At 72.4% G+C, this 25,528-nt stretch carries 20 protein-coding genes and 1 pseudogene; 11 read left to right on the top strand and 10 right to left on the bottom strand.

Annotation, left to right across the window (positions count from 1 at the left end; genetic code table 11):
• Positions 1-14: 14 nt before the first annotated feature.
• Genes AB0L75_RS05740 through AB0L75_RS05730 form a run of 3 tightly spaced genes read left to right on the top strand, consistent with a single transcriptional unit; the run spans position 15 to position 2,901 of the window.
• On the top strand, positions 15-1,241 hold the full coding sequence (locus AB0L75_RS05740; RefSeq protein ID WP_365175685.1) for a M20 family metallopeptidase: 1,227 nt from the start codon (positions 15-17) through the stop codon (positions 1,239-1,241).
• Complete coding sequence (locus AB0L75_RS05735; RefSeq protein ID WP_365175683.1) at positions 1,223-1,438, top strand: hypothetical protein; 216 nt, start codon at positions 1,223-1,225, stop codon at positions 1,436-1,438. Before AB0L75_RS05740 ends, AB0L75_RS05735 begins: the two co-directional genes overlap by 19 nt.
• A complete protein-coding gene (locus AB0L75_RS05730; RefSeq protein WP_365175681.1) occupies positions 1,435-2,901 on the top strand; it encodes a sodium:solute symporter family protein in 1,467 nt (488 codons plus the stop codon). Before AB0L75_RS05735 ends, AB0L75_RS05730 begins: the two co-directional genes overlap by 4 nt.
• Before the next feature lie 12 nt (positions 2,902-2,913).
• Here the strand turns inward: AB0L75_RS05730 and AB0L75_RS05725 are convergent.
• Positions 2,914-3,607: pseudogene (locus AB0L75_RS05725) on the bottom strand (hypothetical protein).
• A 157-nt stretch (positions 3,608-3,764) separates the two neighbouring features.
• Here AB0L75_RS05725 and AB0L75_RS05720 point away from each other — a divergent pair.
• The gene (locus AB0L75_RS05720) at positions 3,765-5,108 is read left to right on the top strand and encodes a polysaccharide lyase family 1 protein (protein ID WP_365175679.1); all 1,344 of its coding nucleotides are present in this window, start codon (positions 3,765-3,767) and stop codon (positions 5,106-5,108) included.
• 60 nt (positions 5,109-5,168) lie between these two features.
• On the opposite strand, the gene metG is transcribed toward AB0L75_RS05720, so the two are convergent.
• From metG to AB0L75_RS05690, 6 genes are all read right to left on the bottom strand, one after another.
• Positions 5,169-6,884, bottom strand: coding sequence for a methionine--tRNA ligase (gene metG / locus AB0L75_RS05715; protein WP_365175677.1), 1,716 nt, complete (start codon positions 6,882-6,884; stop codon positions 5,169-5,171).
• Positions 6,885-6,993: 109 nt separating this feature from the next.
• Positions 6,994-9,051 carry a VWA domain-containing protein gene (locus tag AB0L75_RS05710; RefSeq protein WP_365175675.1) on the bottom strand — a complete coding sequence of 686 codons (2,058 nt, stop codon included), beginning with the start codon at positions 9,049-9,051 and terminating at the stop codon, positions 6,994-6,996.
• Between the two features lie 73 nt (positions 9,052-9,124).
• Complete coding sequence (locus AB0L75_RS05705) at positions 9,125-11,068, bottom strand: FUSC family protein (RefSeq protein ID WP_365175673.1); 1,944 nt, start codon at positions 11,066-11,068, stop codon at positions 9,125-9,127.
• 48 nt (positions 11,069-11,116) lie between these two features.
• Positions 11,117-12,073: an endonuclease/exonuclease/phosphatase family protein gene (locus tag AB0L75_RS05700; RefSeq protein ID WP_365175671.1), complete on the bottom strand. Its 957-nt coding sequence runs from the start codon at positions 12,071-12,073 to the stop codon at positions 11,117-11,119.
• Between the two features lie 192 nt (positions 12,074-12,265).
• Positions 12,266-13,330: a hypothetical protein gene (locus AB0L75_RS05695; protein WP_365175669.1), complete on the bottom strand. Its 1,065-nt coding sequence runs from the start codon at positions 13,328-13,330 to the stop codon at positions 12,266-12,268.
• Positions 13,331-13,607: 277 nt separating this feature from the next.
• Complete coding sequence (locus AB0L75_RS05690; RefSeq protein ID WP_365175667.1) at positions 13,608-14,090, bottom strand: hypothetical protein; 483 nt, start codon at positions 14,088-14,090, stop codon at positions 13,608-13,610.
• 135 nt (positions 14,091-14,225) lie between these two features.
• Between AB0L75_RS05690 and AB0L75_RS05685 the strand changes: the two genes are divergently transcribed.
• Positions 14,226-15,308 carry a hypothetical protein gene (locus tag AB0L75_RS05685; protein WP_365175665.1) on the top strand — a complete coding sequence of 361 codons (1,083 nt, stop codon included), beginning with the start codon at positions 14,226-14,228 and terminating at the stop codon, positions 15,306-15,308.
• Positions 15,309-15,327: 19 nt separating this feature from the next.
• On the opposite strand, the gene AB0L75_RS05680 is transcribed toward AB0L75_RS05685, so the two are convergent.
• Positions 15,328-16,572: an amidohydrolase gene (locus AB0L75_RS05680; protein WP_365175663.1), complete on the bottom strand. Its 1,245-nt coding sequence runs from the start codon at positions 16,570-16,572 to the stop codon at positions 15,328-15,330.
• Between the two features lie 199 nt (positions 16,573-16,771).
• Between AB0L75_RS05680 and AB0L75_RS05675 the strand changes: the two genes are divergently transcribed.
• From AB0L75_RS05675 to AB0L75_RS05665, 3 genes are all read left to right on the top strand, one after another.
• Positions 16,772-17,620, top strand: a complete 849-nt coding sequence (locus tag AB0L75_RS05675; RefSeq protein ID WP_365175661.1) for a helix-turn-helix transcriptional regulator — start codon at positions 16,772-16,774, stop codon at positions 17,618-17,620.
• Complete coding sequence (locus AB0L75_RS05670; protein WP_365175659.1) at positions 17,580-17,771, top strand: DUF397 domain-containing protein; 192 nt, start codon at positions 17,580-17,582, stop codon at positions 17,769-17,771. Before AB0L75_RS05675 ends, AB0L75_RS05670 begins: the two co-directional genes overlap by 41 nt.
• A 273-nt stretch (positions 17,772-18,044) precedes the next feature.
• Positions 18,045-19,388 carry a tetratricopeptide repeat protein gene (locus AB0L75_RS05665; RefSeq protein WP_365175657.1) on the top strand — a complete coding sequence of 448 codons (1,344 nt, stop codon included), beginning with the start codon at positions 18,045-18,047 and terminating at the stop codon, positions 19,386-19,388.
• Between the two features lie 27 nt (positions 19,389-19,415).
• Here AB0L75_RS05665 and AB0L75_RS05660 read toward each other — a convergent pair whose 3' ends face one another.
• Positions 19,416-20,225 (bottom strand): hypothetical protein, encoded by an 810-nt coding sequence (locus tag AB0L75_RS05660; protein WP_365175655.1) that lies wholly within the window; start codon positions 20,223-20,225, stop codon positions 19,416-19,418.
• Between the two features lie 360 nt (positions 20,226-20,585).
• On the opposite strand from AB0L75_RS05660, the gene thrS reads away from it, so the two are divergent.
• The 3 genes from thrS (at position 20,586) to AB0L75_RS05645 (ending at position 24,632) form a co-directional block, all read left to right on the top strand.
• The gene (gene thrS / locus AB0L75_RS05655; RefSeq protein ID WP_365175653.1) at positions 20,586-21,812 is read left to right on the top strand and encodes a threonine--tRNA ligase; all 1,227 of its coding nucleotides are present in this window, start codon (positions 20,586-20,588) and stop codon (positions 21,810-21,812) included.
• A 61-nt stretch (positions 21,813-21,873) separates the two neighbouring features.
• A complete protein-coding gene (locus tag AB0L75_RS05650; protein WP_365175651.1) occupies positions 21,874-22,842 on the top strand; it encodes a nucleoside hydrolase in 969 nt (322 codons plus the stop codon).
• Positions 22,843-22,973: 131 nt separating this feature from the next.
• A complete protein-coding gene (locus tag AB0L75_RS05645; RefSeq protein ID WP_365175649.1) occupies positions 22,974-24,632 on the top strand; it encodes a glycoside hydrolase family 13 protein in 1,659 nt (552 codons plus the stop codon).
• Here the strand turns inward: AB0L75_RS05645 and AB0L75_RS05640 are convergent.
• Positions 24,629-25,375 carry a DUF4142 domain-containing protein gene (locus AB0L75_RS05640; protein ID WP_365176468.1) on the bottom strand — a complete coding sequence of 249 codons (747 nt, stop codon included), beginning with the start codon at positions 25,373-25,375 and terminating at the stop codon, positions 24,629-24,631. The two genes, AB0L75_RS05645 and AB0L75_RS05640, sit on opposite strands and share 4 nt — an antisense overlap.
• Between the last annotated feature and the right edge of the window lie 153 nt (positions 25,376-25,528).

The following is a 25,528-nucleotide window of genomic DNA, read 5'->3' as shown; positions in this document are numbered from 1 at the left end:
GGGAGAGGAGAGCGATGAGTCTGGCGGACGACGCGCGCACCATCCAAGGAGACCTGGCCGATCTGCGCCGGGCATTGCACCAGGAGCCGGAGACCGGTCTGCGGTTGCCCCGGACCCAGGAGAAGGTGCTGGCCGCGCTGGACGGCCTGCCACTGGAGATCAGCACCGGTACGTCGCTGTCCTCGGTGACGGCCGTACTGCGCGGCACCCGGAAACCGGGCGGCGCGGACGGCCCCGTCGTGCTGCTGCGCGGCGACATGGACGGCCTGCCCGTCACCGAACGCACCGGCGAGCCGTTCGCCTCCCGCCTCGACGGTGCCATGCACGCCTGCGGCCACGATCTGCACACCGCGGGCCTGGTCGGCGCCGCGCGACTGCTCGCGGAGCGGCGTGAACACCTCGCCGGGGACGTGGTGTTCATGTTCCAGCCCGGTGAGGAGGGCTGGGACGGCGCCGGGAAGATGATCGAGGAGGGGGTGCTGGAGGCGGCCGGCCGCCCGGCCGCTGCCGCCTACGGGCTGCACGTCAGCGCGTCCACGTATCCCACCGGTGTCTTCACCTCCCGCCCCGGCCCGCTGATGGCCGCCTCGGCCGGACTGCATGTCCGCGTCGTGGGCGCGGGCGGCCACGGCTCCCGGCCGCACGCCGCGCTGGACCCGGTGCCGGCCGCCTGCGAGATGGTCACCGCGCTGCAGACGCTGGTGACCCGGCGCTTCGACGTGTTCGACCCGGTCGTGGTGACCGTCGGCACCTTCCACGCGGGCACCCGGCGCAACGTCATTCCCGACGACGCCGTCTTCGAGGCGACCGTACGCACCTTCACCGCGGCCGCCGCCGAACGCGCCGCCGACGCGGCCGTACGCCTGTGCCAGGGCATCGCCGCCGCCCACGGGGTGGCCGTGGAGGCGGAGTTCCGCCCGGAGTACCCGCTCACCGTCAACCACGCCGCCGAACACGACTTCCTCGCCGACACCGTCCGCGAGGCCTTCGGCGAGGAACGCTTCCAGCCGCTGCCCCAGCCGATCACCGGCTCCGAGGACTTCTCCCGCGTCCTGGACCGGACACCCGGCGCCTTCGTCTTCCTCGGGGCCGACACCACAGGCGACCCGGGGACCGCGCCCAGCAACCACTCTCCGCGCGCGACCTTCGACGACGGCGTGCTGTCGGACGGCGCCGCCCTGCTCGCCGAACTGGCCGTGCGCCGCCTGGAGAAGGAGGTCGTGTGCGCCCCTACCACCTGATACCGGCTGTTCCCGCGCTGGGCCTGCTGCTCATGCCCTTCCTGCCGTTCGTCAACACCGACGGCCTGTGGTTCGGCCTGCCCCGGATGTTCGTGTGGGGCGCGGTGTCGTGCGTGCTGTGCACTCCGGCGCTGCTGCTGACGGAGCGCCTGATGAGCCGGGAGACCGCGGACGGCTCCGGGGAGGAGGACAGGTGACCACGATCCTCGTCATCGCCTTCACCGGCATCGTCCTGATCGGTGTCCTCGGCTTCGTCGGCCGCCGCAGGCCCGCCGCCGACCTCGCCGAATGGACCGTCGGCGGACGCCGGTTCGGCGCATGGAGCATGTGGTTCCTGCAGGCCGGCGAGGTGTTCACCACGTTCACCTTCCTCGGCATGGCGGGCCTGGCGTTCAGCGGCGGGGTCGCCGCCCTGTACGCGCTCCCCTACATACCCATCGGCTACATCGTGGTGTTCTTCCTGGCCAGACGCCTGTGGACGCTGGGCAAGCAGCGCGGCTACCTCACCCAGGGCGACTATCTGGAGGACCGTTACGACAGCAGACTGCTGGGTACGGTGGCCGCGGTCCTCGGGGTCGTCTTCGTCCTCCCCTACCTCCAGCTCCAGATCACCGGCCTCGGCCTGATCGTCCAGCTGGTCACCGGCGACTCGACCTCCGGCACGGTCAGCATGGTGATCGGCTGCACCCTGGTCGTGGCCTTCGTGCTGTGGGCGGGCCTGCACGGGGTGGCGACGACGTCGTACTTCAAGGACGTGGTGATGCTCGTCGTCCTGGCGGTCCTCCTGGTCGCGATCCCGACCCATTTCTCCGGCGGGGTCTCCGCGATGTTCCACCGCGTCGACAAGCTGCATCCGGAGCTGCTCACCGTCCACTCCGGACCCCACGACCACGTCTGGTTCTTCACCAGCATGATGGTCAGCCTGATCGGCATCGCCCTGATGTGCCTGCCGCACTCCTGGCCCGCCGTGCTCTCCGCCCGCGATCCGAAGGTGCTGCGCCGCAACTACGCCTGGATGCCGGTGTACGAGCTGTGCGTCCTGCTGCCGATGGTCGTGGGTTTCGCCGCCGTCCTCGTGGTGAAGCCGGGCACCCCGCCGAACGGCATCCTGCTGACCCTGAGCAAGCAGGTGCTGCCGGCGTGGGCGACGGGCCTGGTGGTCGTAGCCGCCATCGCCACCGCCATGGTCCCGGCGGCGGGCATCCTGATCGGCATCTCCTCGCTGGTGGCCCGCAACATCGCGCGGGTACGGGCCGAACGCACCCGGTTCTGGATCAACCACGGCACAGTGGTGGCCGCGAGCCTGCTGTCCCTGCTCCTGGCCATCTACCGCCCCGACCTGCTGGCCAACCTGCTGCTCCTCACCTACAGCGGCACGGTGCAGCTGGCCCCCGCCATCGGGCTCGGGTTCCTCACCCGTCGCCCGGTCGGCAAGTGGCCGGTGCTGGCGGGGCTGCTCGCCGGGGAACTCACCGTCTGCTGGCTGACGTTCTGGGACAAGGACCTGGTGGGACATGTGAACGCGGGCCTGGTCGGCCTGGCCGCGAACATCGTCGTACTCACGCTGACGGCGGTCGGCGGGCGACTGCTGGCGGGCGGCGGCGCGACGGGCGCTCCGAAGGCGGGCGAGGGCGAGGACGCGGTGGCGCTGAGGGCGTGAAGCCGCCCTGCCTCAGTCGCTCTCCGGGGAGGTGTCCGGATCGGGTGGCGCCCCCTCCTCCAGCAACCGCTCGGCGATGTCCGTGGACCACTCCTGCGCCCAGGCACGCAGCTCGCCGACCTCCTCCTCGGCGAGGCCGTAGGCCATGAAGGCCGTCTCCGGATACCAGTCGGTGCCCGTGAGGCGACCCTGCAGGGCGGGCAGGTCGAAGGGGTCCCGGGCGTGCCGGCGGGCCAGTTCCTCCAGGTCGGGGCGGCTGAAGAGGGCGGAGGCGGCCTTGGCGTCGATGAGGTCGACGGCGAGTCCCCGGTCGTACAGCGCACGGATCTTGGTGCCGACCGCGTCCTCCAGTCCCAACGCCGGGCCGTACGGCGTCAGCGCCGGGGGCACCCAGGGTCTCCTTGTGCAGGGTCAGCGCACAGGCCTCACCGGTCCGCGGGTCCGTCACCGCCAGCCGGGCCATGAGCGGCTCCGTGTCCTGGACGACGGCGGTACGGCCGCGGGACGCCAGCGCGTCCCGGATCCCCCGGGCGATCTGCTCCATGGGCTCGGGACTCTCCGTCGCGAAGTCCACGTTCCCGTGGGGCCGTTCGAGAAGCCCATGCCCCTGGAGCGCATACCCCCCGGCCAGCACCGGCGAGAAGGGCGCGCCCAGCGTCAGGACGTCACTGATGAGGTGCAGATGAGCCTCGGGGTGCGAGCACATGTCGAGGGCACTCTCGCAGACCCCGCCCACACGCCCGTGCAGGCTCACCGAGGGTGTCCCCGGTACGAGAAATCCTCCGGCTAGCGGCAACTTCCTGCGGCACGGCGGCTACTGAGGGGGCGTAAGGACCGTTCAGCACTCCCTTAAGGACTCCTCCGTGGCTGCTCTCTCCCACCGCCGGTCCCAGCGCAAGCGGCGCACCCTCGCCGTGTCCGCCGCCCTCGTGGCCGCGGGCGTCGGTGCCGGGGTGTTCGTGATGAGCGCGAACGCCGACGCCGTCGACCTCTACCACCAGACGCTCGCGGCCAAGGACGGCTGGGCCGCCGCCGGCACCGGGACCACCGGCGGTACGAAGGCCGACGCCGCGCACACCTTCACCGTCTCCACCCGGGCCGGGCTCGTGAAGGCGCTGGGCTCGGCCTCCGACACCACCGCGCGGATCATCAAGATCAAGGGCACCATCGACGCCAACACCGACGACAGCGGGAAGAAGCTCAGCTGCGCCGACTACGCGGCGGGAACCGGTTACTCGCTGTCCGCCTACCTCAAGGCGTACGACCCCTCCACCTACGGCCGCTCCAAGCTGCCCTCCGGCACCCAGGAGAAGGCCCGCGCCGCCGCCCAGGCCAAGCAGGCGAAGAACATCGTCTTCAAGGTGCCGGCCAACACCACGATCGTGGGCGTGCCCGGCACGGGCGCCGGCATCACCGGCGGCAACCTGCAGGTGAAGAACGCCGACAACGTCATCATCCGCAATCTGGCCTTCTCCGCCACCGAGGACTGCTTCCCGCAGTGGGACCCGACCGACGGGGACAAGGGGAACTGGAACTCGCAGTACGACGAGGTCACCCTGCGCGGCGCGACCCATGTCTGGGCGGACCACAACACGTTCACCGACGCGCCCCACCTCGACACGAGCGACCCGACGTACTACGGCCGCCAGTACCAGATCCACGACGGCGCCCTCGACATCACCAACGGCTCTGACCTGGTCACCGTCGAACACAACCGGTTCACGGACCACGACAAGACGATGCTGATCGGCAGCAGCGACAAGGACAGCACCGGCAAACTGCGCGTCTCCCTCCACCACAACGTGTGGAAGGGCATCGTGCAGCGGGCGCCGCTCGCCCGCATCGGGCAGATCCATGTCTACAACAACCTGTACGACACGACGACCGTCGACGGCTACGCCCCGCTGTACAGCATCGACTCCCGCGCCAGGGCCCAGGTCGTGGCGCAGGACAACTACTGGAAGGTGCCCTCCGGCGGGAAGGTTGCCAAGCTGCTCAGCGGCGACGGCACGGGCTCGGTCGAGGGCAGCGGCAACCTCGTCAACGGCACGGCCACCGACCTGGTCGCCGTGTACGACGCCGTGAACGCGAAGAAGATCAAGCCGACCGTGAACTGGACGCCGACGCTCACCGCGGGCCTGGAGACGTCCGCGGCGAACCTGCCGGCGGAGCTGGCGACGACGACCGGTGCCGGGGTCCTGAAGTAGCCGGCTCGCACGAAAGCCCGGGAAGGAAGCCTTCCCGGGCCCGCCGTGCCTGGCGCGGGCTCAGCCTTCCTCGCCGCCGAAGCGCTCCTTGTACGCCGCCAGGTCCTCGTCCGTCAGCTTGGCGAACAGCACCGGCGGGACCGTGAACGGCGTGCCGGCCGGGACGGCGGCCAAGGCCTTCGCCTCGTCCGCGGTGACCCAGGCGGCGGTGTCGTCGGCCAGGGCGAACGCCTCGCGCATGGCCTTCGCGGTGGCCGGGATCAGCGGCTCGGAGACCACCGCGTACAGATGGATCAGGTTCATCGCCGTACGCAGGGTCAGGGCGGCCGCGTCCTGGTCGGTCTTGACCTGCAGCCAGGGTGCCTTCTCCTCCAGGTAGGAGTTGCCCGCCGACCACAGGGCGCGCAGGGCCGCGGCGGCCTTGCGGAACTGCAGCGCCTCCATCTGCTGCTCGTACTCGGCGAGCAGCCGGGCGATCTCCTCGCCGAGGCGGGCCTCCGCCTCGCCGGGCTCGCCGCCGGCCGGGACCTCCTCGCCGAAGCGCTTCTTGGAGAAGGACAGCACGCGGTTGACGAAGTTGCCGAGGGTGTCGGCGAGGTCCTTGTTCACCGTGGCGGTGAAGTGCTCCCAGCTGAAGGAGGAGTCGTCCGACTCGGGCGCGTTCGCGACGAGGAAGTAGCGCCAGTAGTCGGCGGGCAGGATCTCCAGGGCCTGGTCGGTGAAGACGCCGCGCTTCTGCGAGGTGGAGAACTTCCCGCCGTAGTACGTCAGCCAGTTGAAGGCCTTGACGTAGTCGACCTTCTTCCACGGCTCGCGGATGCCGAGTTCGGTGGCCGGGAACATCACCGTGTGGAAGGGGACGTTGTCCTTCGCCATGAACTCCGTGTAGCGGACGGTGTCGTCCACGTCGTACCACCACGACTTCCAGTCGCGGTTCTCCGGGTCCTGGTCGGACCACTCCTTCGTCGCGCCGATGTACTCGATCGGGGCGTCGAACCAGACGTAGAAGACCTTGCCCTGCGCCGCCAGCTCCGGCCAGGTGTCCGCCGGGACCGGGACGCCCCAGTCCAGGTCGCGGGTGATCGCCCGGTCGTGCAGGCCCTCGGTCAGCCACTTGTGGGCGATGGAGGAGGCCAGCTGCGGCCAGTCCCTGTCATGCCGGGCGACCCATTCGCGGACCTCGTTCTCCAGCTTGGACTGGAGGAGGAAGAGGTGCTTGGTCTCCCTCACCTCGAGATCCGTGCTGCCCGAGATCGCGGACCGGGGGTTGATCAGGTCCGTCGGGTCCAGGACGCGGGTGCAGTTCTCGCACTGGTCGCCGCGGGCCTTGTCGTAGCCGCAGTGCGGGCAGGTGCCCTCGACATAGCGGTCGGGGAGGAAGCGGCCGTCGGCGGGGCTGTACACCTGCCGGATGGCGCGCTCCTCGACGAAGCCGTTCTCGTTCAGCTTGCGGGCGAAGTGCTGGGTGATCTCGCGGTTCTCGGGGGAGGAGCTGCGGCCGAAGTAGTCGAACGCGAGCGCGAAGCCGTCGTAGACCGCCTTCTGGGCATCATGCGCCCGCCCGCAGAACTCGTCGACCGGGAGGCCCAGCTCCTTGGCGGCCAGCTCGGCGGGGGTGCCGTGCTCGTCCGTCGCGCAGATGTACAGGACGTCGTGGCCGCGCTGGCGGAGGTATCGGGAGTACACGTCCGCCGGGAGCATGGACCCCACCATGTTGCCCAGGTGTTTGATCCCGTTGATGTACGGAAGGGCGCTGGTGATGAGGTGTCGAGCCATCGGGGCTGCTCCCGGTTCGGGTGTTTTACGACCTTTGCATGGTAGCCGAGACGGGGAGGCCGCCCGCCTCCCGTTCCAAGGGGTGGGAGGGGGCGGCCGTCGGGTTCTGTCAGGGGCGCCAGGCGGCGAGTACGCCCTCGTACAGCTCGGTGTCCGTCAGCTCGCGGGGGGTGGGGCCCGCGTGGAAGAAGGACGTGTTGCCGGTCTTCAGCCTGCGGAGGTAGTCGAAGGCCTTGTTGTCGTGCTCTCCGAAGGCGACGAAGGAGAAGAAGACGGCGGGGTGTGATCTCGCGGCCTCGGTGAGGGACTGGGTGGCGGGGGTCTTCGCGTCCGGGGCGCCGTCCGTCTGGAAGACCACGAGGGCGGGGCTCGCGGGGCTCGCGTCCTTCTCGTGCTCGTCGTAGTGGGCGAGTACGGCTTCTACGGCGGCGTGGTAGCTGGTGCGGCCCATGCGGCCGAGGCCGGCGTGGACGTCGTCGATCTTCGTCTCGTGGTCCGGGGCGAGGGCGAGGTCGGTGGTGCCGTCGACCTCCGTGGAGAAGAAGACGACGTGGACCGTGGCCTCGGGGTCCAGGTGGGCGGCGAGGGCGAGGGTCTGGTCGGCGAGGGCCTGGGCGGAGCCGTCCTTGTAGTACGGGCGCATGCTCGCGGAGCGGTCGAGCACGAGGTAGAGCCTTGCTCGGGCGCCGGTGAGGTCGGTCTTCCTGAGGCTGGCTGTCGCGGCCTTGTAGGCGGTGGCGAGGGCGGGGGTGCGGGACTTGACCTTGGCCAGGGGGGTGGCGGGGGCGTGCGGTGCGGGAGCGGGGTGCGCCTCGGCTCCGCCGTCGTCGGGGGTGTTCCCACCCGCACCACCCGTGCGGGTCTCGTTGTCGGGTGCGGGTGGCCCCTGCGGGGCGTCCTCGCCGTCGGCGGCCTGCGGGACGATCACCTCTCCGTCCCCAACCGCCACCGCCCCAAGACCGGCCTCGACCTCGGCCTCGGCGTCTGCCTGCGGCTCGGCCTCCGGCTCGGCTTGCGCCTCGGCGTCTGCCTGCGGCTCGGCTTGGGCGGCGGCCTCCGGCTCAGTCTCCGGCTCGGCCTCTGCCTGCGGGTTGGCCTGCGCTTCGGGCTGCGCCTCGGTGTGCGGCTCGGACTGCGACTCGGCTCCGCCGTCGTCGGGGGTGTTCCCACCCGCACCACCCGTGCGGGTCTCGTTGTCGGGTGCGGGTGGCCCCTGCGGGGCGTCCTCGCCGTCGGCGGCCTGCGGGACGATCACCTCTCCGTCCCCAACCGCCACCGCCCCAAGACCGGCCTCGACCTCGGCCTCGGCGTCTGCCTGCGGCTCGGCCTCCGGCTCGGCTTGCGCCTCGGCGTCTGCCTGCGCCTCGGCTTGGGCGGCGGCCTCCGGCTCAGTCTCCGGCTCGGCCTCTGCCTGCGGGCTGGCCTGCGTCTCGGGCTCCGCCTCGGTGTCCGGCTCGGACATCGCTTCGGCTTCCGGCTCGGTCTGGGTCTGCGGCTCGGCCTCCTGAGTGGCCGGACCCTCGTCCTCGGGCTTCTCCGTGACCGGCTCCTCGACGCCCGCCTCCGCCGCGACCGGTGCCTCGTCCGCCTGCGGCTGGCCGCCGGTCTTCTCCTCGGCTACGGGTCCCGCGCCTTCCGCGAGGTTTTCCTCGGCCTCGGCTGCGGGCTCGGTGCTGTCCCCGGCCTCGGGAGTCTCGGCCTTCTCCTCGGCCGCCTGCTCCTCGGCTTCCGGCTCGGCGTCTAGCTCCGCCTGCTCGGGCTCGGCCGTCTCAGCGGCTGGTGTTTCGGCCTCAGGCTCTGCCTTCAGGTCTGTCTGCTCGGCCTTGGCCTGCTTCACGGCGGCCGGCTTCGCCTGCTCGGCCTTCGGGGTCGCCTGGGTCGGCTCGGGGGTTTGTGTGGTTTCCGAGGTCGGGTGGTTGGGGTGGGGGACCGTTACGTTGGTGAACGCTGCTGTTACCAGTTCGTGTTCGCCGGGGGACGAGCGGCGGGGCTCGGGGACCGTGGGGGTGGGCTCGGTGGCCTGGGGCGCGGGGGCTTCGGGCTCCGTGGTGGGCGTCGGCTGGGGGGTGGTCGGCTGCGCCGGCAGGCGGTCCGCACCCTCCGCCTCGGCGGCGCGTGACCTGCGTGAACGGCCAAATGCGTTCCGCAGGAGAGTGAGAATGCCCATGTGCGCAACCCTTCGCGTGAGTTGATGCCCGTCGATCCCTGGCCAGGACGGACACGTAAGGTTAGCGAAGGGGTCAGTGGGGGGAAGCGATCGACCGGGCCGCGGCGACCTCCTGGCGGAGGGGTTCCAGGACGCTGTCGGCGGGGCCGGTGAGGTCCGTGCGGACCGGGGTCAGCGTTTTCGCGTCGCGTACGCCCTCCGACAGCTCCCTGAGCTGCAGGACCACCTGGGTGATCTCGGCCGGGGACGGGGGCGGTGCCCCGTGCCGCACGCGGACTCGGGCCGCCGTCGTGGCGTCGACGATGCGTTCCACGGCGACGACCAGCGGCCACCAGGCGGCGGCGCGGCGACCGGTCGGCGGCGGTTCGGTCAGGGCCCGCTGGAACTCCGTACGGATGACCGAGAGGTCGCGGTAGAGGCGGCGGCGCATACGGGCCCGGGCGGACGGGTCGGTCGCGGGGCCGAACGCCGCCTCCACATACGCCGCCATGTCCGCCACCGCGTCGGCCAGGCGGTCGCCGACGCGGGTGCGCCAGCTCTCCGGCCACAGGAGGTAGCCGGCCGTCAGCGCGATCGCGCAGCCGAGCAGCGAGTCGGTCAGACGGGGCAGGAGCAGCGCCGTTCCCTGGTGGTTCAGGATGTCCGAGAGGAGGAGGATGACCGGGGTGATCGCGGCCGTCTGGTAGCCGTAGCCGCGGGGGGTCAGGGCGGGGATCAGGGGGGCCAGGATCAGCATCGTCGGGACGTCCCACCAGCCCAGGGGGACCTCGGCCAGGACCACCGCCGCGATCACCAGGCCGGCCACCGTGCCGAGGGCGCGCAGCAGGGCGCGGGAGAAGACCGAGCCGAAGTCGGGCTTCAGGACGAAGGTGATGGTCAGGGCCACCCAGTAGGAGCGGGGAACGGGGATCAGCGACACCAGGGCCTGGGCGATGCCGATGCAGAGGGCGAGGCGCAGGCCGTAGCGCCAGGAGTTGGCGGACAGGACGACGTTGCGGGTCGCCCTCGCCGTGCGGATGCCCAGTGCCGCGGGGCGGCCCAGGCGGTCGTCGATGCCTCGCACGTCGGCGTCGGGGGCCGTGACGACCTCGGACGTGTGGCGCAGGGCGTGGTCCACCGCCCGTTCCGTCTCGGTCTTCGGTACGGGCAGGTCGAGGGTCATCGGCCCCGTGCGGCCCGTTTCGACTGCCCGGGCCAGGTGGTTCATGGCCTCCGGGATCCGCGGGGACAGGGGGCGGCCCGCCAGATGGGCCGCGGGGGCCGCCTCCATCATGGGCGTGATGGCGTTCAACTGGGCCAGGAGACGGGTGAGTTCACGGCTGCGGCCGTGGTGGCGGGCGCGCCGGGCCAGGATCAGGTCGTAGGACTGGTTGAGGGACTGGGTGACGGTGCGGCGGGCCTCGTCGTAGTCGTCGGTGCGGTCCGTGCCGGAGACGGCGAGGAGCGCGGCGACCGTGCGGTAGGTGGCCGCCACCGCCGTGCGTTCGGGGACGCCCGAGCGCAGCGGCCAGGCCAGCAGGGCGAGGAGGAGGACCAGCAGGCCGCCGCCCGTCATCAGGGCCGGTGCCAGCCACCAGGGGCGGGGGAGCGGCAGGCCCGCGCCGACCACGCAGTTCAGGAGGAGGAGCAGGCCGGAGACCGAGGCCACCGCGCCGATCGTCGAGATCATGCCGGAGAGCAGGGCGATCCCGGTCACCGCGGCCACCGCGTACCAGCCGTGGCCGTACACCAGCGTGCCCAGTGTCACGCCGATCGCGCCGAAGAGCTGCGGTACGGCGATGTTGAGGATGCGCATGCGGTAGGCGTCGGCGGTGTCGCCGATGACGCCGGACAGGGCGCCCATGGAGGCGAGGGCGCCGTACGCCGGAGAGCCGGTGGCGAGGCCGATCGCCAGGGGGAGGGCCATCGCGACGGCGGCGCGGGCCATGGCGGCCTTGTTGGCGGGAGCCTGCTCGGGGCGGAGGTTCCGGACCAGCCAGTCGGGAGGGGTGAGGCCGATGGGGAACTCGCGCGACATGCGGTCATTATCGCCGGTCCGTTCCGCTCCGCCCGGCGGCCGTCCGTGTCATCCGCGCTGGTGGAGGGCGATGTCCACGACCAGGGCGCGGTGGTCGCTGCCGGCCACGCGCAGAAAGCGGGCGCCGGTCGCGGTGAAGTCCGGGGAGACCAGGACGTGGTCGATCTGGGCGCCGACGACCGAGGCGGTGCGCGCGGGCCAGCTGGCGGCGCGGTCGTGTCCGGCGAGGCGGGCGGCGTCGGTCAGACCGGTGTCGAGGATGCGGCGGAAGGCCGCGTGGTCCTGGGTGGCGTTGAAGTCGCCGGCGAGGACGGTGGGGGTGCGGGGGTCGGCGGCCGCGAAGGCGCGGAGCCTGCCGAGTTCGCGCCGCCACAGGCCGAGCTGCTCGGGGAGCGGGGGCATGGGGTGGGCGAGTTGGAGGCGTACGGGGTGGCCCTGTACGTCGGCGACGGCGCCGGGCATCCCCATCGTGCCCCGGACGCCCGCGGTGGGCCTGAGTGGGAACCGGCTGAGGATGAGGGAGCCGTGGGAGCCGGCCGCGCGGACGGCCTGCCGGTACGGGTAGGCGGTCGCGAAGCCGGCCTCCAGGGTGGCCTGGCAGGTGTACTCGCACTCCTCGACGAAGACGACGTCCGGCCGGCGGTCACGAATCCGCAGGGCCAGCGCGGGGGTGCCGCGCCCGAACTGCACGTTGGAGGTCAGCACGCGGAGGGTGACGAGCGCGGGACCGTCCGGCTCACTGGTCCTGCCGTACGGCTCCAGGTACCAGGCGAGCAGGCCGAGTACGGCGACACCGCACACCAGGCCCGGCCACCAGCGGGCGAGCAGCGCGCACAGCAGGGCGACGCCGGTCGGCACGAGCAGCCAGGGCAGGAAGGCGAGCAGCTGGGGTACGGGGGTGACGCCGTCGGTGTCGGCGACCCGGCAGCCGACCACCACGCCGACCGGGGCCAGCAGCAGTCCGGCACACCAGGCGCCGAACCTGCGTCCGGGGCGTCGGTTCACGGGCCGAGCCTACGGCCGACCGGCCGACCGCGCCAGGAAGTCCGGGCCCGGACCGGTCAACTCGGCTGAGCTGTGGGGAGGTTGAGGGCATGGTACTGGTGGATGCGGGTGCTGCCGGTCCGGCGGCTCGTTCTCGGGCGGTCATCCACAGGCTGGGGATGGCGCACGCCGGGTCGTGTGTGCCGTATGTGTTCAGACTTGGGCCCGGCTCGGTGTCTGGGCCGGAGAAGGAGCCGAAGCCGAAGCCGAAGCCGGAGTCGTAGTCGGAGCCTGTGTCTGGGCCGGAGTCGGGGCCGCGGCGGGTGGGGTCGGTGTGCGTCGGTGCCAGGTGGGACGCCCTTGGCGCAGATACCGGGTCAGCCAGGTGGTGAGGTGTCGGTGCCGGGTGGGGCGCCCCTGGCGTAGATACCGGGTCAGCCAGGTGGTGAGGGCCACCGTGAGGCCCAGGCCGAGCAGCAGCCAGGAGACCGTGCGCAGGGTGCCGGTGAGGGCGTCGTAGACCGCCCCGGCGGCCGGGTGGGGTACGTCGGCGGGCAGGTCGTCGAGGGTGAGGCCGCGGGCGACGGCGAGGGCCAGGGCGAGCAGCCCGCCGCCCAGGGCCGTGCCCAGCGCGGTCGCGACGACGGCGCGGCGGCGGCGGACGGCCACGGCGATCCCGGTGGCGGCGCAGGTGACGGCCGCCACCGGCAGCCAGAATCCGGCGACTTCGAGCACGTGGAACCCCTTCCGGAGCGAGACGAGTTCGGCAGCCGGGAGCACCGAGACCGCGGTGTGCTCCACCGGGATGCGCGCGGCCAGCGGCACATGGTCCCGGGCCAGCTGGCGCTTGACCTGGTCGGTGACGGGGGCGAAGTCCACGGTGACCGGCTGCTCGGCCGCGGTGCCGCCGTCGCCTTCGTCGCGCAGGGCGCGCAGCACCGCGTCATGGGTGACCCGGTTGCCGGTGTCCCAGGCCAGCCGGAAGGCCTCGGTCTGGGTGAAGGAGCGCACCACGTCGCGCAGGAACGGGCGGACGGAGCCGCGGAGCGGGCGGACGTCCAGATGCTCGCCCAGCATGCGCAGGATGCCGTCACCGACGGTGTCCGCCACGGCCTCCCGCACGCTCGGGTCGGCGGCGAGCGGCGCCATCGTGGTGACGTACCGGCCTGTGTCGGCGAGCCCGTACGCCGCCCAGGCCGCCAGCGCGCCGAACGGCACGAGCAGGCAGGACAGGGCGAGCAGTGCGGCCGACAGGGCGCTCCGGAGGCGTGGGGGCACGCTTTCAGCCAACGGCCCATGGGGCGGGGGCGCCAGCGGGGGGCCTGCGATCGGGCGACGGGCGAGCCGAACGGGTGAGGGGGAGGGCGAGGGGAAGGCCGCGCCCGGGGTGGAACCAGGTATTCCGCTCTCCGGTGGAGGGTTCCCCCGAACGGGTGTTTCCTGGTGCTGGGGAGAAGGAAGCGTCGCACGTGGTGACGGGGAGGTGAGGGAAGAGGGGGACACAGGGGAGTGCGTGGGCCCCGGCCGAACCGCCGGGGCCCACGCACACGGCCGGTCAGCGGACCCGGTGCCCGAAGGCGTCCTCGCGCGTGTAGTAGCGGTAGAAGAACACGGCGAAGGTGCTCCCCGCGACGACCAGCGACATCAGCGTGGACCGCCAGACCGAGTGGCCCGTCTGGATGTACAGGAAGCCGAACGCGATACCGGTGAACGCCGTCCACAGCAGCGCGTGCAGCTCCCGCGGCATCCGCGGGGCGAGCGTCAGCAGCGCGATGGTCACCACCGCGAATACCAGCGCGCTGATCCAGCCGAGCAGCAGGTTCCCGCCCGTGATGGCGCCGCCCTGGCGGGCGTCGGCCGCCACCCAGTAGCCGTAGACCAGCCCCAGTACGACCGGGACGGCGATGTGGGCGATGCGATGGGTGCGCGCGTCGAAGACGTCGGGCGGACGGGTGCGCCCCTCGGATTCCCGGGCCGTGATCTGAGGCGTACGGCCGGGGCGGGACATCCCGCCGGGCGCGGGTGCCGCTTGAGCCATGAGAGCACTCCTCTCTCCTCGCCCCCGCCTTCCAGAGCACACCTGGGGCCGTGGCCCGGCAAGTCGGCCGGGCCAGGGCCCGGATGCGGCCGCTTGCCTCCCGTGTTTCTCTGAGGTCATGGAGCGCTGCCCGCCGTGACGGAGATCGAGTACGGGCGGCGCGGACAGCTGCTGCGCCTGCGCGGCCGGAGCATCGCCTGGGTGCCGCCCCTGCTGCTGTTCGCCGGCATCGTGCTGCTGGACCTCAACACCACCGAACGGTTCCGCATCATCACCTGGATCGTGCTGGTCCCCGGCAGCGCCGCCGCGATCTGCGGGGTGTGGGCGACGGGCGCCTTCGCCGTGCTGGCGGTGGTGACGTACATCGCCGTCGACAGCGCCTGGCCGGGCCAGTACCAGGCCGGTCTCGGCGACTTCGTCCTGGTCGCGCTCGGCGGCCTCATGGCCACGATCGCCTCCGGTGTTCGGTTGCGCTCCGCCGCGGACACGGCGCTCGTCGTGGACCTGCACGCGGACGGCGAGGCTTGGCAGTACGTCGTCGAGCGCGGGCTGGACTGCGGTCCGAACACCGCTGTCTACGGCCGTGTGGCGGGGGCGCCCGGGCGGCGGGGCGTGGCCGAGGCGTCGTACATGAAGGCGGTGGCGACGCTGTTGAGGAGCGGGCAGCGGCCGCCGCTGCCCGCGTTGCACGAGCAGGCGTGGGCGCGGGTCGCGGAGTCGGGCGCGAACCGGGACCTGGTGCTGGCCATACCGGGGGGCGCCGCCCCCGGACCCCCCTTCGCCCACCCGCCGGTCGTCGATCCCCACACCGCCATCAGCTCCGCCGTGCGGGGAGGGCGGCACGGGGAAGCCGATGTGCTCGCCGCCGAGCACGAGCGGCTCGCCGTGGCCGCCTGCGGTCCCGCCTCCGACGCGGCCCTGCACTGGGCCGAAGTCCGGGCCGATCTCGCGATGTTCGCGGGGGATCCGGTGCGCAGCTGCAGGGCCTGGCTGGGCGTCGCCGGGGTGCGGCTGGGGGCGGGGCAGGCGGCGGACTCGCCCGCCGTGGAGGCGGCCGCGGACCGGGCGCACCATCAGTGGGGCCGGATCGCGGAGGCGGCGTCGGCCCGTGAACTCGGGCCCGCGCTGGCCGAGTTGAGACTCCGGGTGCCGGGCCGCCGCCAGGGCGCGCTGGAGGACGTCCGGCAGCACCTGCGTCAGCTCCAGGCGGCCCCGTAGCCACGCGTCGAGCACCTGCTCATGCCGTCGACAGCATGGCCAGGGCCCCGGAGACCAGGGTGCGCACCCCCGGGCCGATCGTGGCCGGGTCGGGTGCGAAGTGCGGGCTGTGGTTGCTCGGTACGGCCGCGAACTTCTCCGGGAAGGTGTCGCCGGGCGCCCGGTCCCACACCTGCGGCGGGGTGGTCGTCACGAACCAGTACGAGTAGGGGATGGAGTCGCCCACGGCCAGCTGGGGGAAGTCCTCGCTGCCCATCGCCGGGCCCGGGTCGAACACCGTGTCCGTGCCGAAGACCTCCCCGTGCACGGCGGCCACGGTGGCGTCGGTGGCCGCGTCGTTCACGGTCACCGGGGAGGTGCTGCCGATGGTCACCTCCGGCTCGCGCGGGCAGCCGGCGGCCAGGCACTCGCCCTGCGCGATGCGCCGGATCGCGGCCAGCATCCGCTGCCGCACCTCCTCGGACTGGCTGCGCAGGTTCAGCGAGATGCGCGCCTCGGACGGGATGATGTTGTGCCGGGTGCCGGCCTCGATGCGGCCCACGGTCAGCACGGCGGACTCGCCGGCCGCCAGCTCCCGCGACACCACCGTCTGCAGCCGGGTGACCAGGTAGGCGGCGGTCACCACCGGGTCCACGGTCGCCTCGGGGCGCGAGCCGTGCCCGCCCCGGCCGCGCACCACGATGTCGACCTCCGTCGACGCCGACATGATCAGACCCGGTGCGTGCGGGTACAGGCCGGCCGGACCGGGCGCCGCGTGCTGCCCGAGCAGCACGTCCGGGCGGCCGAAGCGCTCGTACAGCCCGTCCGCGACCATCCCGGCCGCGCCCTGCCCGGTCTCCTCGGCCGGCTGGCCGATCACCAGCAGGGTGCCCCGCCAGGTGTCCCGTCCGGCGGCCAGCGCCGTCGCGGCCCCGGTCAGCCAGGTGACGTGCAGATCGTGCCCGCAGGCGTGCATCAGCCCGTCCGCCTCCGAGGCGTACGGCAGTCCGGTCTCCTCCCGCACCGGCAGCGCGTCCATGTCGGCGCGCAGCAGCACCGTCGGCCCGTCCCCGTTGCCGAGCCGGCCCACGACACCGGTGCCGCCCACGCCCTCGGCGGTCTCGAACCCGGCGTCCTTCAGCCGGCCGGCCAGCGTGGCGGCGGTGCGGTGCTCGCGCAGGGACAGCTCGGGGTGGCGGTGCAGATCCCGGTAGAGGTCCTCCAGGTCCGTCACCGGGAGTTCGGCGGTCAGGTCCAGGGCCGTACGGGCGGCATCGGAGGTCATGCGCGCAAGCGTAGGCCTCCGGCAGGGCAGGGGGGAGGGTTCCGAATATTTGTCCGGACGTTACGTTGTCTTCACGGAGCGACCGTAGGTACGTCACTGCAGGCGAGGCCGAGGCAGGAAGTTGTTTGGACATCCGTCCCCCGGGGCCAATCAATTGATTTTCATCACCGGAGTGGAGTCGCTTGGCTACGCTCGGTGCATGGTGAATGTGCGCGAACTCGACCCCGCCGCTTCCCCGTTGGACTACTTCGGCTACGAGCTGCGGAGAAAGCGGGAAGCGGCAGGGCTGACCCAGAAGGAACTGGGCACGGTCATCTTCTGCACGGCCTCACTGGTCTGCCAGATCGAAACGACGCTGAAGGTGCCGACGAGGGAGTTCGCCGAGCGGGTGGACGCGGCGCTGCTGACGGACGGCTTCTTCTCACGGTTGGTGGGGCTGGTGCTGCGGAGCCAGCTGCCGAGCTGGTTCCAGCCGTTCGCGGAGATGGAGGCCGCGGCGACGTACATCTCCACGTATCAATGCCAGCTGGTGTACGGGCTGCTTCAGACGGAGGCTTACGCGCAGGCCGTGCTGAGCGTGGAGCACACGGACAAGCTTGACGAGATGGTGGCGGCCCGCATGGAGCGCCAGCGCATACTGCAGCGGGACGAGCCGCCGGTGGTGTGGGTGGTGCTGGACGAGGCCGTGCTGTACCGGGAGATCGGCGGGCGAGCTGTCATGCGGGAGCAGCTTGCCCACCTTTTGAAGATCTTCGGGAAGCCGTGGATGGAGCTACAGGTGCTGCCATTCTCGGTGGGCCAGCATGCGGGAATGATGGGGTCATTCACGGTCCTGCGCTTCGAGGGCCACCCGGACCTGCATTACAGCGAGAGTTACGACTCGGGTCACATGACGGCCAATCCTCAGGTAATCAAGGAGCGTTCGGTCGGTTACGCTCGCCTCCAGGCCGAGGCTCTCTCCCCGAGGGAGTCGGCGGCGCTGATCACCCGCGTGATGGAGGAACGCTATGGGGAGCAACCTGGATCTGGCCCGCGCTCAGTGGCGTAAGTCCTCGTACAGCGGGAGCAGCGGAGGGGAATGCGTCGAGATTGCCGACCTCCCCGCCCTCGTCGCCGTCCGTGACTCGAAGAACCCCGACGCGGCCCACCTCGCGGTGGCCCCCGGCGCGTGGGCTGCCTTCGTCGGCGCCTTGAGGTGACGCACCGGGGGGCTGGGCGGCGGCCGGGGGGCGCGGCGCCGCGTGGGCCGGGCTCGCGTTCGCTGCCGTGATCAGTGCGGCCACGGCCACCACCGCGGCGGCGACGCCGCGGACATACCTTGTGTTCTGCCGTTCGTAGGGTGCGGATGTACGTCCGGGCACGGTGACCTCGCAACACAACAGCGACCTATTAAGCAGACTTAATTCGCCGTTTAACCTAGGGGCTGTACGAGCCAACGGCAAGGCTGTCAAGGTGAGTTGGTGGGGGCGGCGATGCGGAAGCGGGACGATCCGGCGGTCATCGGGCGGCGTGTGCAGAAGTTGCGTACCCAGCGTGGGCTGACGCAGCGACAGCTGGCGGAGCCCGCCTACACACCCGCCTACATCTCCACCGTGGAGGCCGGCCGGGTCCGGGCCTCCGACGAGGCGCTGCGGCACATCGCCGGGCGGCTCGGCGTGGCCTACGAGGAGCTGGCCGTCGGCCGGCCCGCCCATCTCGCCACCGATCTGCGGCTGCGGCTCACCGGGGCCCAGCGGGTCCTCGCCGACGGCCGGGCCGAGGAGGCCGCCGTACAGTACGCGCGGCTGCTCGCGGAGGCGGAGGGGCACGGACTCGGCTGCGAGCAGGCCACCGCACTGCTCGGGCTCGGTGAATGCGCCCTGGAGACCGGTGAGTTGACACCGGCCAGGCAGTACTTCGAGCGCGCCGAGGCCTGCCTCGCGGACGAGTCGCTCCCGGTGCGCGTACCGGCCGTCCGCGGCCGTGCCGTCTCGCACTACCTCGCCGGTGAACTCCGGTACGCCGTCTACCTCCTGGAGTCCACCCTCGACGAGCTGAACCGCGGCGGACTGCACGACCCCGACGCCCTGCTGCTGCTCTACGCCAGCGCCATCGGCCCGTACATGGACATGGGCGCGCACGCCCGCGCGGCCCAGGCCGCCGAGTTCGCGCTCGCGCTCGCGCCGCAGGCCGGCGATCCCGCGCTGATCGCCCGGATGCACCGCTCGGTGGCCCGCACCCTGATCGCCGAGGGCCGGGTCGCCGAGGCCGACGCCTCCCTCGCCAAGGCGGCCGAGCTGTACCGCCAGCTGCAGCTGCGCACCGAGCTGGCCAACTGCCACTGGATGCGCGGTTACGTCCGCGCCCAGAACGGCGAACTGGACGGCGCCGAAGCAGAGTTGCGGCAGGCGCAGGCCATGCTCGCCGAGAGCAGGGCCGCTCTCTACCGCAGCCAGGTCGCCGTGGAACTCGCCGATGTGCTGCACCGCCGCGGCAAGTCCGCCGAGGCTGCCGAGCTGCTCCGGGGCGTCCTCGGTGACTTCTCCTCCGAGCGGGGTGCGGTGCACGCCGCCGCGGCCCACCGTCTCCTCGGCATCATCGCCGAGGACGCCCGGGACGGTGAGGCCGCCGAGGAGCACTACGTCCGCGCGCTCAGCCTGCTGGAACGCGCGGGCGCCGCCGGCGACCTGGCCGACCTGTGCCGTCTCCTCGGTGACCTGCTGCGCCGCACGGGCCGGATCGAGGCGGCCCTCGACGCCTACCGCACCGGCCTCGGCCACCGCACGACGCCGGGCACGACGACCCTGGGCCCGGCCCCGGCCCAGCCTCCCCTGTGAGCCCCCGGGCCCTTGAGCCCGTCAGGGTCAGACCTGGGCCCGGCCCTGTCTGCGGACGTCCGCCAGGTGCAGGGCGCCGTCCTGCACGGCGACCTGGGTCGCGTCGTTCGCCACGTCGCCCAGGCCGCCGTTGGTGAAGGCGTACGCGTCCTGGCCGACCCGGACCGCGGCCACGTCCAGCGAGAGCACGGTCTCCTGGTCGTCGGAGTTCGTGGCGTCGAGGCTGATGTGCAGGCCCTGGCGCGCGTCGCCGACCTGTGGCAGCGGGGCCTCGGTGACGCGGACGTCCTCCTGCATCCCGGTCTGCGTGGTGGCCGCGAACCGCGCGCACTGGTCCGGCAGCGTCTTCAGCCAGGACAGCGTCGCGTCGACGTCGGAGGGGCGGCGGGAGGCGATCTGGTAGCGCAGCTGGGCGTTGGTGTCGGTGTTGTCCAGGGCGATGGTGACGCGCGCGGGGCCGCCGAGGAGTTCGTCGGTGTAGAGGGCCTCCAGCAGCCGCTGGCACTGGCCGGCCGAGGTGGTCGCCTTCAGCAGCCCGTCCCGCCAGGTGGCCGCGCCGCCGCTCGCCGTCCAGGGGGCGCCGAGGTCGGCCGGGGTGATCAGCGCGGCCTGCGCCTGCGCGTCGGTGAGGGTGGAGCCGTCGGGCCGCGTGGGCGCCTTCGGCGTCGGGGGCGGCTTGTCGATCGTCGGGAGGGGCTGGGGCGCGGTCGCCGGTTGCCGCAGACCGAGGGCCGCGCAGCCGCCGACGGCGATGAGGCCGGCGGCGATGAGGGAGAGCCGCACACGACGGGGGCGTATCGCCTCGGCCAACGAGGCCAATGAGGGCATCGAGATCATCGAGGTGCCTCCCGGACAGCGAGCCTGGACTGCGAGCCGACGGAGCCCCGGGGCGGGGTCCCGGCAGGTGTGCCTGGTCTCCACCGCACCACCGCCGCGACCGCCCCACCAGCGCGACGGTCCGTCCGGGTGAGCCGCCGGGGGGCCGGGTGAGCCACCCGGGGAAAACGCCTCGACCTCTGACTTCGGGCCCTGTTACGGTCGCCGTATGCAGCGCGCCCAGCAGTGCCCGAAGAGCACGACGACGCCGGACACCGTCCCGGCGCGCTGACACCTGACCAGCATCGAAGCCCCGGGGCGAACGCCCCGGGGCTTCTGGCATGTCACGGGGTGTTCGCCTCTCCCGCCAAGGAGGCCCCCATGAACGACCAGCTGCCCGACCACCGCCGGCTCGGCCGCGAACTCGGCCTGTTCGACACCGACCCGCTGATGGGCGCCGGCCTGCCGTACTGGCTGCCCGACGGCGCGGTCGTCCGGCACACCCTGGAGGAGTACATCCGCGAGGCCGAACGCCGGGCCGGATACCGGCATGTGTACTCGCCCGCGCTCGGCAAACGGGAGCTGTACGAGATCTCCGGGCACTGGGACCACTACCGCGACGACATGTACCCGCCCATGCGGCTCGGCGCGGACGAGGTCGTGCTGCGGCCGAGCCTGTGCCCCCACCACGCCCTGATCTACCGCTCCCGCTCCCACAGCTACCGCGAACTGCCCTTGCGCATCGCCGAGCTGGGCAGCATGCACCGGGCGGAGCTGTCGGGTGTCCTCGGCGGGCTGACCCGGGTCCGGGCCATCCACCTCAACGACGCGCACATCTTCTGCACCCTGGAGCAGGCCGTTCAGGAGGCGCGTGACGCGCTGGAGCTGATCGCCCGCGCCTACGCCGACCTCGGCATCGAGGCCGTACGGCACCGGCTGTCGCTGCCCGGCGCGGGCGGCAAGTACGTCGCCGACCCGGAGCTGTGGCAGCGGGCCACCGCGCTGCTGAAGGAGGTCCTCGCCGAGGCCGGGGTGGAGCACGAGGAGGCGGAGGGCGAGGCCGCCTTCTACGGCCCGAAGATCGACGTGCAGATCGCCGACCCGGCCGGCCGCGAGTCCACCCTGTCCACCGTGCAGATCGACTTCCACCAGCCGGCCCGCTTCGACCTGCACTACATCGGCGCGGACGGCGCCAAGCACCGCCCGGTGATGGTGCACCGCAGCATCATCGGCAGCGTCGAGCGGGCCGTCGCCCATCTCGTCGAGGTGCACGCGGGTGCCTTCCCGGCCTGGCTGGCACCCGTCCAGCTGGTGGTGCTGCCGGTCGCCGAGGAGCAGGAGGAGCAGGCGGCGGCGGTCGTACGGCAGGCCCGGGAGCTGGGCCTGCGGGCCGAACTCGCGGGGCCCGCCGAGGGCACCCTCGGCGCCCGGATCCGCGCCGGGCGCCTGGTGCCGTACCAGGCGGTGATCGGCGCCCGCGAGGCCGGTGCGGGACTGGCCGCCGTACGGCTGCGGGACGGCCGCCGGCCCGGCGCGCTGCCGGTGCCCGAGCTGCTGTCCCGGATCGCCTGTCGGGTGGCGGCGCGCGGCACCGCGCTGTGGGACTGATCTAGGGTGCTGCTGTCGGAGTCGGTATCGGTATTGGTGTTGTACGACGAAGGAGTCCGCAGTGACCGGTCAGCCCATCCCCGTGATCATCGACTGTGACACCGGCGTCGACGACGCCCTCGCGCTGCTGCTCGCCGTACGCCACCCGGGCCTCGATCTGCGGGCGGTGACCTGCGTGGCCGGGAACACGGACGTCGACGGCGTGGTCCGCAACACCCTGACGGTGCTGGAGCAGGCGGGCGCCCCGCAGATCCCGGTCGGCCGGGGCGCCGAACGCCCGCTGCTCGAACCGGCCCGTTCGGCGCAGCATGTGCACGGCGCCGACGGCATGGGCGACCTGGGCCTGCCCGCGCCGACCCGGACCGCGTCCGAGCTGGACGCCGTCGCCCTGCTGCGCCGCGAGATCCTGGCCTCCCCGCGCCCGGTCACCCTGATCCCCACCGCGCCCCTGACGAACATCGCCCTGCTGCTGCGCACCCACCCGGAGGTGACGCGCAACATCGAGCGGATCGTCTTCATGGGCGGCGCGGTCGAGATCGGGAACGCCACGCCGGTCGCCGAGTTCAACGTCTGGCACGACCCGGAGGCGGCGGCGATCCTGCTCACGGCCGGGGTCCCGATCACGATGTACGGCCTCGACGTCTTCATGCAGGTCGTCGTGGACGCCCCGGACGTCCACCGGCTGCGGCAGAGCAGCGACCCCGGCACCCGCCTGGCCGGTGAACTCCTCGCGCACCGGCCGGCCGCGCAGGGCGAGGAGCCGGAGGCGGAGGAGGCGGGCGGACTCGGCGACGCCGGCGCGGTGTGCGCGGTCGCCGACCCGCAGGGCATCACCACGCGCCTGCTGCCGGTCGAGGTCTCCCTCGCCCCCGGCGCGGCGCGCGGCCAGACGATCGTCGACCGCCGCCCCCGCCCCGGCGAGTCCGAGATCCACCAGGGCAAGCGCGAACAGGCCCTGGTGGACGTCGCGTTGGAGGTCGACGTGGCCCGTTACGTCAAGCTGTACCTGGACACGGTGGAACGCCTCTAGGGCAGCTCCGGGCACGAGGGGATTCTGTCCGGTGCCTCCCGCGCCCCTGGCCCGGCCACCGGTCGGGGGTTCCTTTTCCGGGCAATGTGGACAGATTCTCTTCAGCGTCGTCCGGCCCGAAGGGATCCCGTATGGCAGACCTCTCCTCCAAGAGCCCCGACTGGTGGCGTCAGGCCGTCATCTACCAGGTCTATCCGCGCAGTTTCGCCGATGCCGACGGCGACGGCCTCGGTGATCTGCGCGGCATCACCCAGCGCCTGGACCACCTCGCCGCCCTCGGTGTCGACGCGCTGTGGCTGAGCCCCTTCTACCCCTCCGAGCTGGCCGACGGCGGCTACGACGTCGCCGACCACCGGGACGTCGACCCCCGCCTCGGCACCCTGGACGACTTCGACGCCCTGGTCGGCGAGGCCCACCGGCTCGGTCTGAAGGTCGTCGTCGACATCGTCCCGAACCACACCTCGCACCGGCACCCCTGGTTCCAGGAGGCCCTGCGGGCCGGCCCCGGCTCGCGGGCCCGCGAGCGCTATGTCTTCCGTCCCGGCCGGGGCGCGCACGGTGAACACCCGCCCACCGACTGGCAGTCCGTGTTCGGCGGCAGCGCCTGGCAGCGCACCCCGGACGGCGAGTGGTACCTGCACCTCTTCGCCCTCGAACAGCCCGACCTGAACTGGGACGACGACGAGGTCCGCGCCGACTTCCGCACCACCCTGCGCTTCTGGTCCGACCGGGGTGTCGACGGCTTCCGTATCGATGTCGCCCACGGCCTCGCCAAGGATCTCGCCGAGCCGCTGCGGGACCTCGGGAACCTGGACGCCACCGGCGAGCTGGCCCTGACGCGGCTCCCGCCGGGCAGCCACCCGTACTGGGACCGCGACGAGGTGCACGAGATCTACCGCGACTGGCGCAAGGTCCTGGACGCCTACCGCCCGGCGCGCAGCGCCGTCGCCGAGGCCTGGGTGCCGGGCGCCCGCCGCACCCTGTACGCCCGCCCCGACGAACTCGGCCAGGCCTTCAACTTCGAGTATCTGGAGGCCCGTTGGGACGCGGCGGAACTGCGCCGGGTCATCGCCGACGAGCTGGCCACCGCGCGGGACGCCGGCGCCTCCGCCACCTGGGTCCTGTCCAACCACGACGTCGTCCGCCACGCCTCCCGCCTGATGCTCCCGCCCGGTACCGACCCGGAGGCCTGGCTGCTGTCCGGCGGCACCGCGCCAGCGATCGACACCGGGGCAGGCCTGCGCCGGGCCCGTGCGGCGACCCTGCTGATGCTGGCGCTGCCCGGCTCGTCGTACCTCTACCAGGGCGAGGAACTCGGCCTGGTAGAGGTCGCCGACCTGCCCGCCGAGGTGCTGCGGGACCCGGTCTGGGAGCAGACCGGGCATGTCCGCAAGGGGCGCGACGGCTGCCGTGTGCCGCTGCCGTGGACGGTGAGCGGGCCGTCGTACGGCTTCGGGCCGTGCGCCGCCTGGCTGCCGCAGCCGTCGTCCTTCGCGTCGTACGCCGTGGAGGCGCAGACGGGGGCCGACGGTTCGACCCTGGAGCTGTACCGCACCGCCCTGCGGCTGCGCCGCAAGCTGCTGGAGGGCGAGACGCTGACCTGGACGCCCGACGCCCCCGCCGCCGTCCTGGACTTCACCCGCTCGCCGAGCTGGCGCTGCGTCACCAACCTCGGGGACACGCCGGTGCCGTTGCCGGCGGGGGAGGTGCTGCTGACGAGTGCGCCGCTCGACGGCAGGGGGACCCTCCCGCCGGACACGACCGTCTGGCTGGTGGGCGGGCACACCTAGCCTGCTGTCGGCGTAGGACTCACACCCGGCGAAGCGCCGGCTCCGCCCCCGGCGATCCCGTTGATGTCAGCGGGCGTCGACGTCGCGTTCGGCGGCGGGGTGAGCACCACCTGCGGCTGACCGGCCGCCGGGGGCGGCGGGGTCAGGTCGGAGTTGGGCAGTTTCGGCGGGGTCGTCTGCTGGAACAGGGTCTGGTCGAAGTCGACCAGACCGGTCGCCTCCATCACTCTGATGTGGTCGAGGACGGTGTCGTTGGCCTGGTCGGCCAGGGCCCGCACCAGTGAGTTCTTCGTGGTGGAGCGGATCTTCGCCACCGTGTTGAAGATCGAACCGTGCGTCATCCGCAGGATGTTGGCGAAGTCGGTGTCGAACTTCTGGCCGCTCTCCGACTTCAGCTGGCTGACGAAGCCCTGCTGCTGGGGGCTCGGCAGGTTGGGCAGCGTGATGTTCAGCATCGGCGCGATCTTGCGGCAGGTGGTGTCCAGCGCGGCGTGCCCGTCGACCAGGTGCCGGCTGGCCGTGAGCACCGCCTTCGAGGTGCCCTTCTGCAGCCCGATCTGCCCCACCGGGTACTCCCACAGGCCGGCCGCCCGTACCTTCACCACGAAGTCCCGGTCCTGCTCGGTGAGCGGTCCCCACTGGGTGTTGGAGATGACGCGGTCCTGTGCGCTCGCGACCTTGCTCAGACCGAGCATGCTCGGGTAGGCCAGTGCCGCGAGGGTCATGGCCATCGCACCGCCCACGAAGAGAGTTCCCGTCGCGTTCCGCGAAAAGCGCACCGTGCCTCCTGCCCGGTCGTGGATCCCGCCCACGGTGACGGCGCGGGGCGGTTCGGACGCACAGCAGTACGGATGCGGAGGCCGTTCGTATCTGTGGCGTAGGTAAAGAAGAGTTGA

It is taken from the genome of Streptomyces sp. NPDC052101 (assembly GCF_040680235.1).
Taxonomy (GTDB): Bacteria; Actinomycetota; Actinomycetes; order Streptomycetales; family Streptomycetaceae; genus Streptomyces.
Note: the sequence above shows the minus strand (reverse complement) of the source record. Positions and strands in the feature narration are given on the sequence as shown.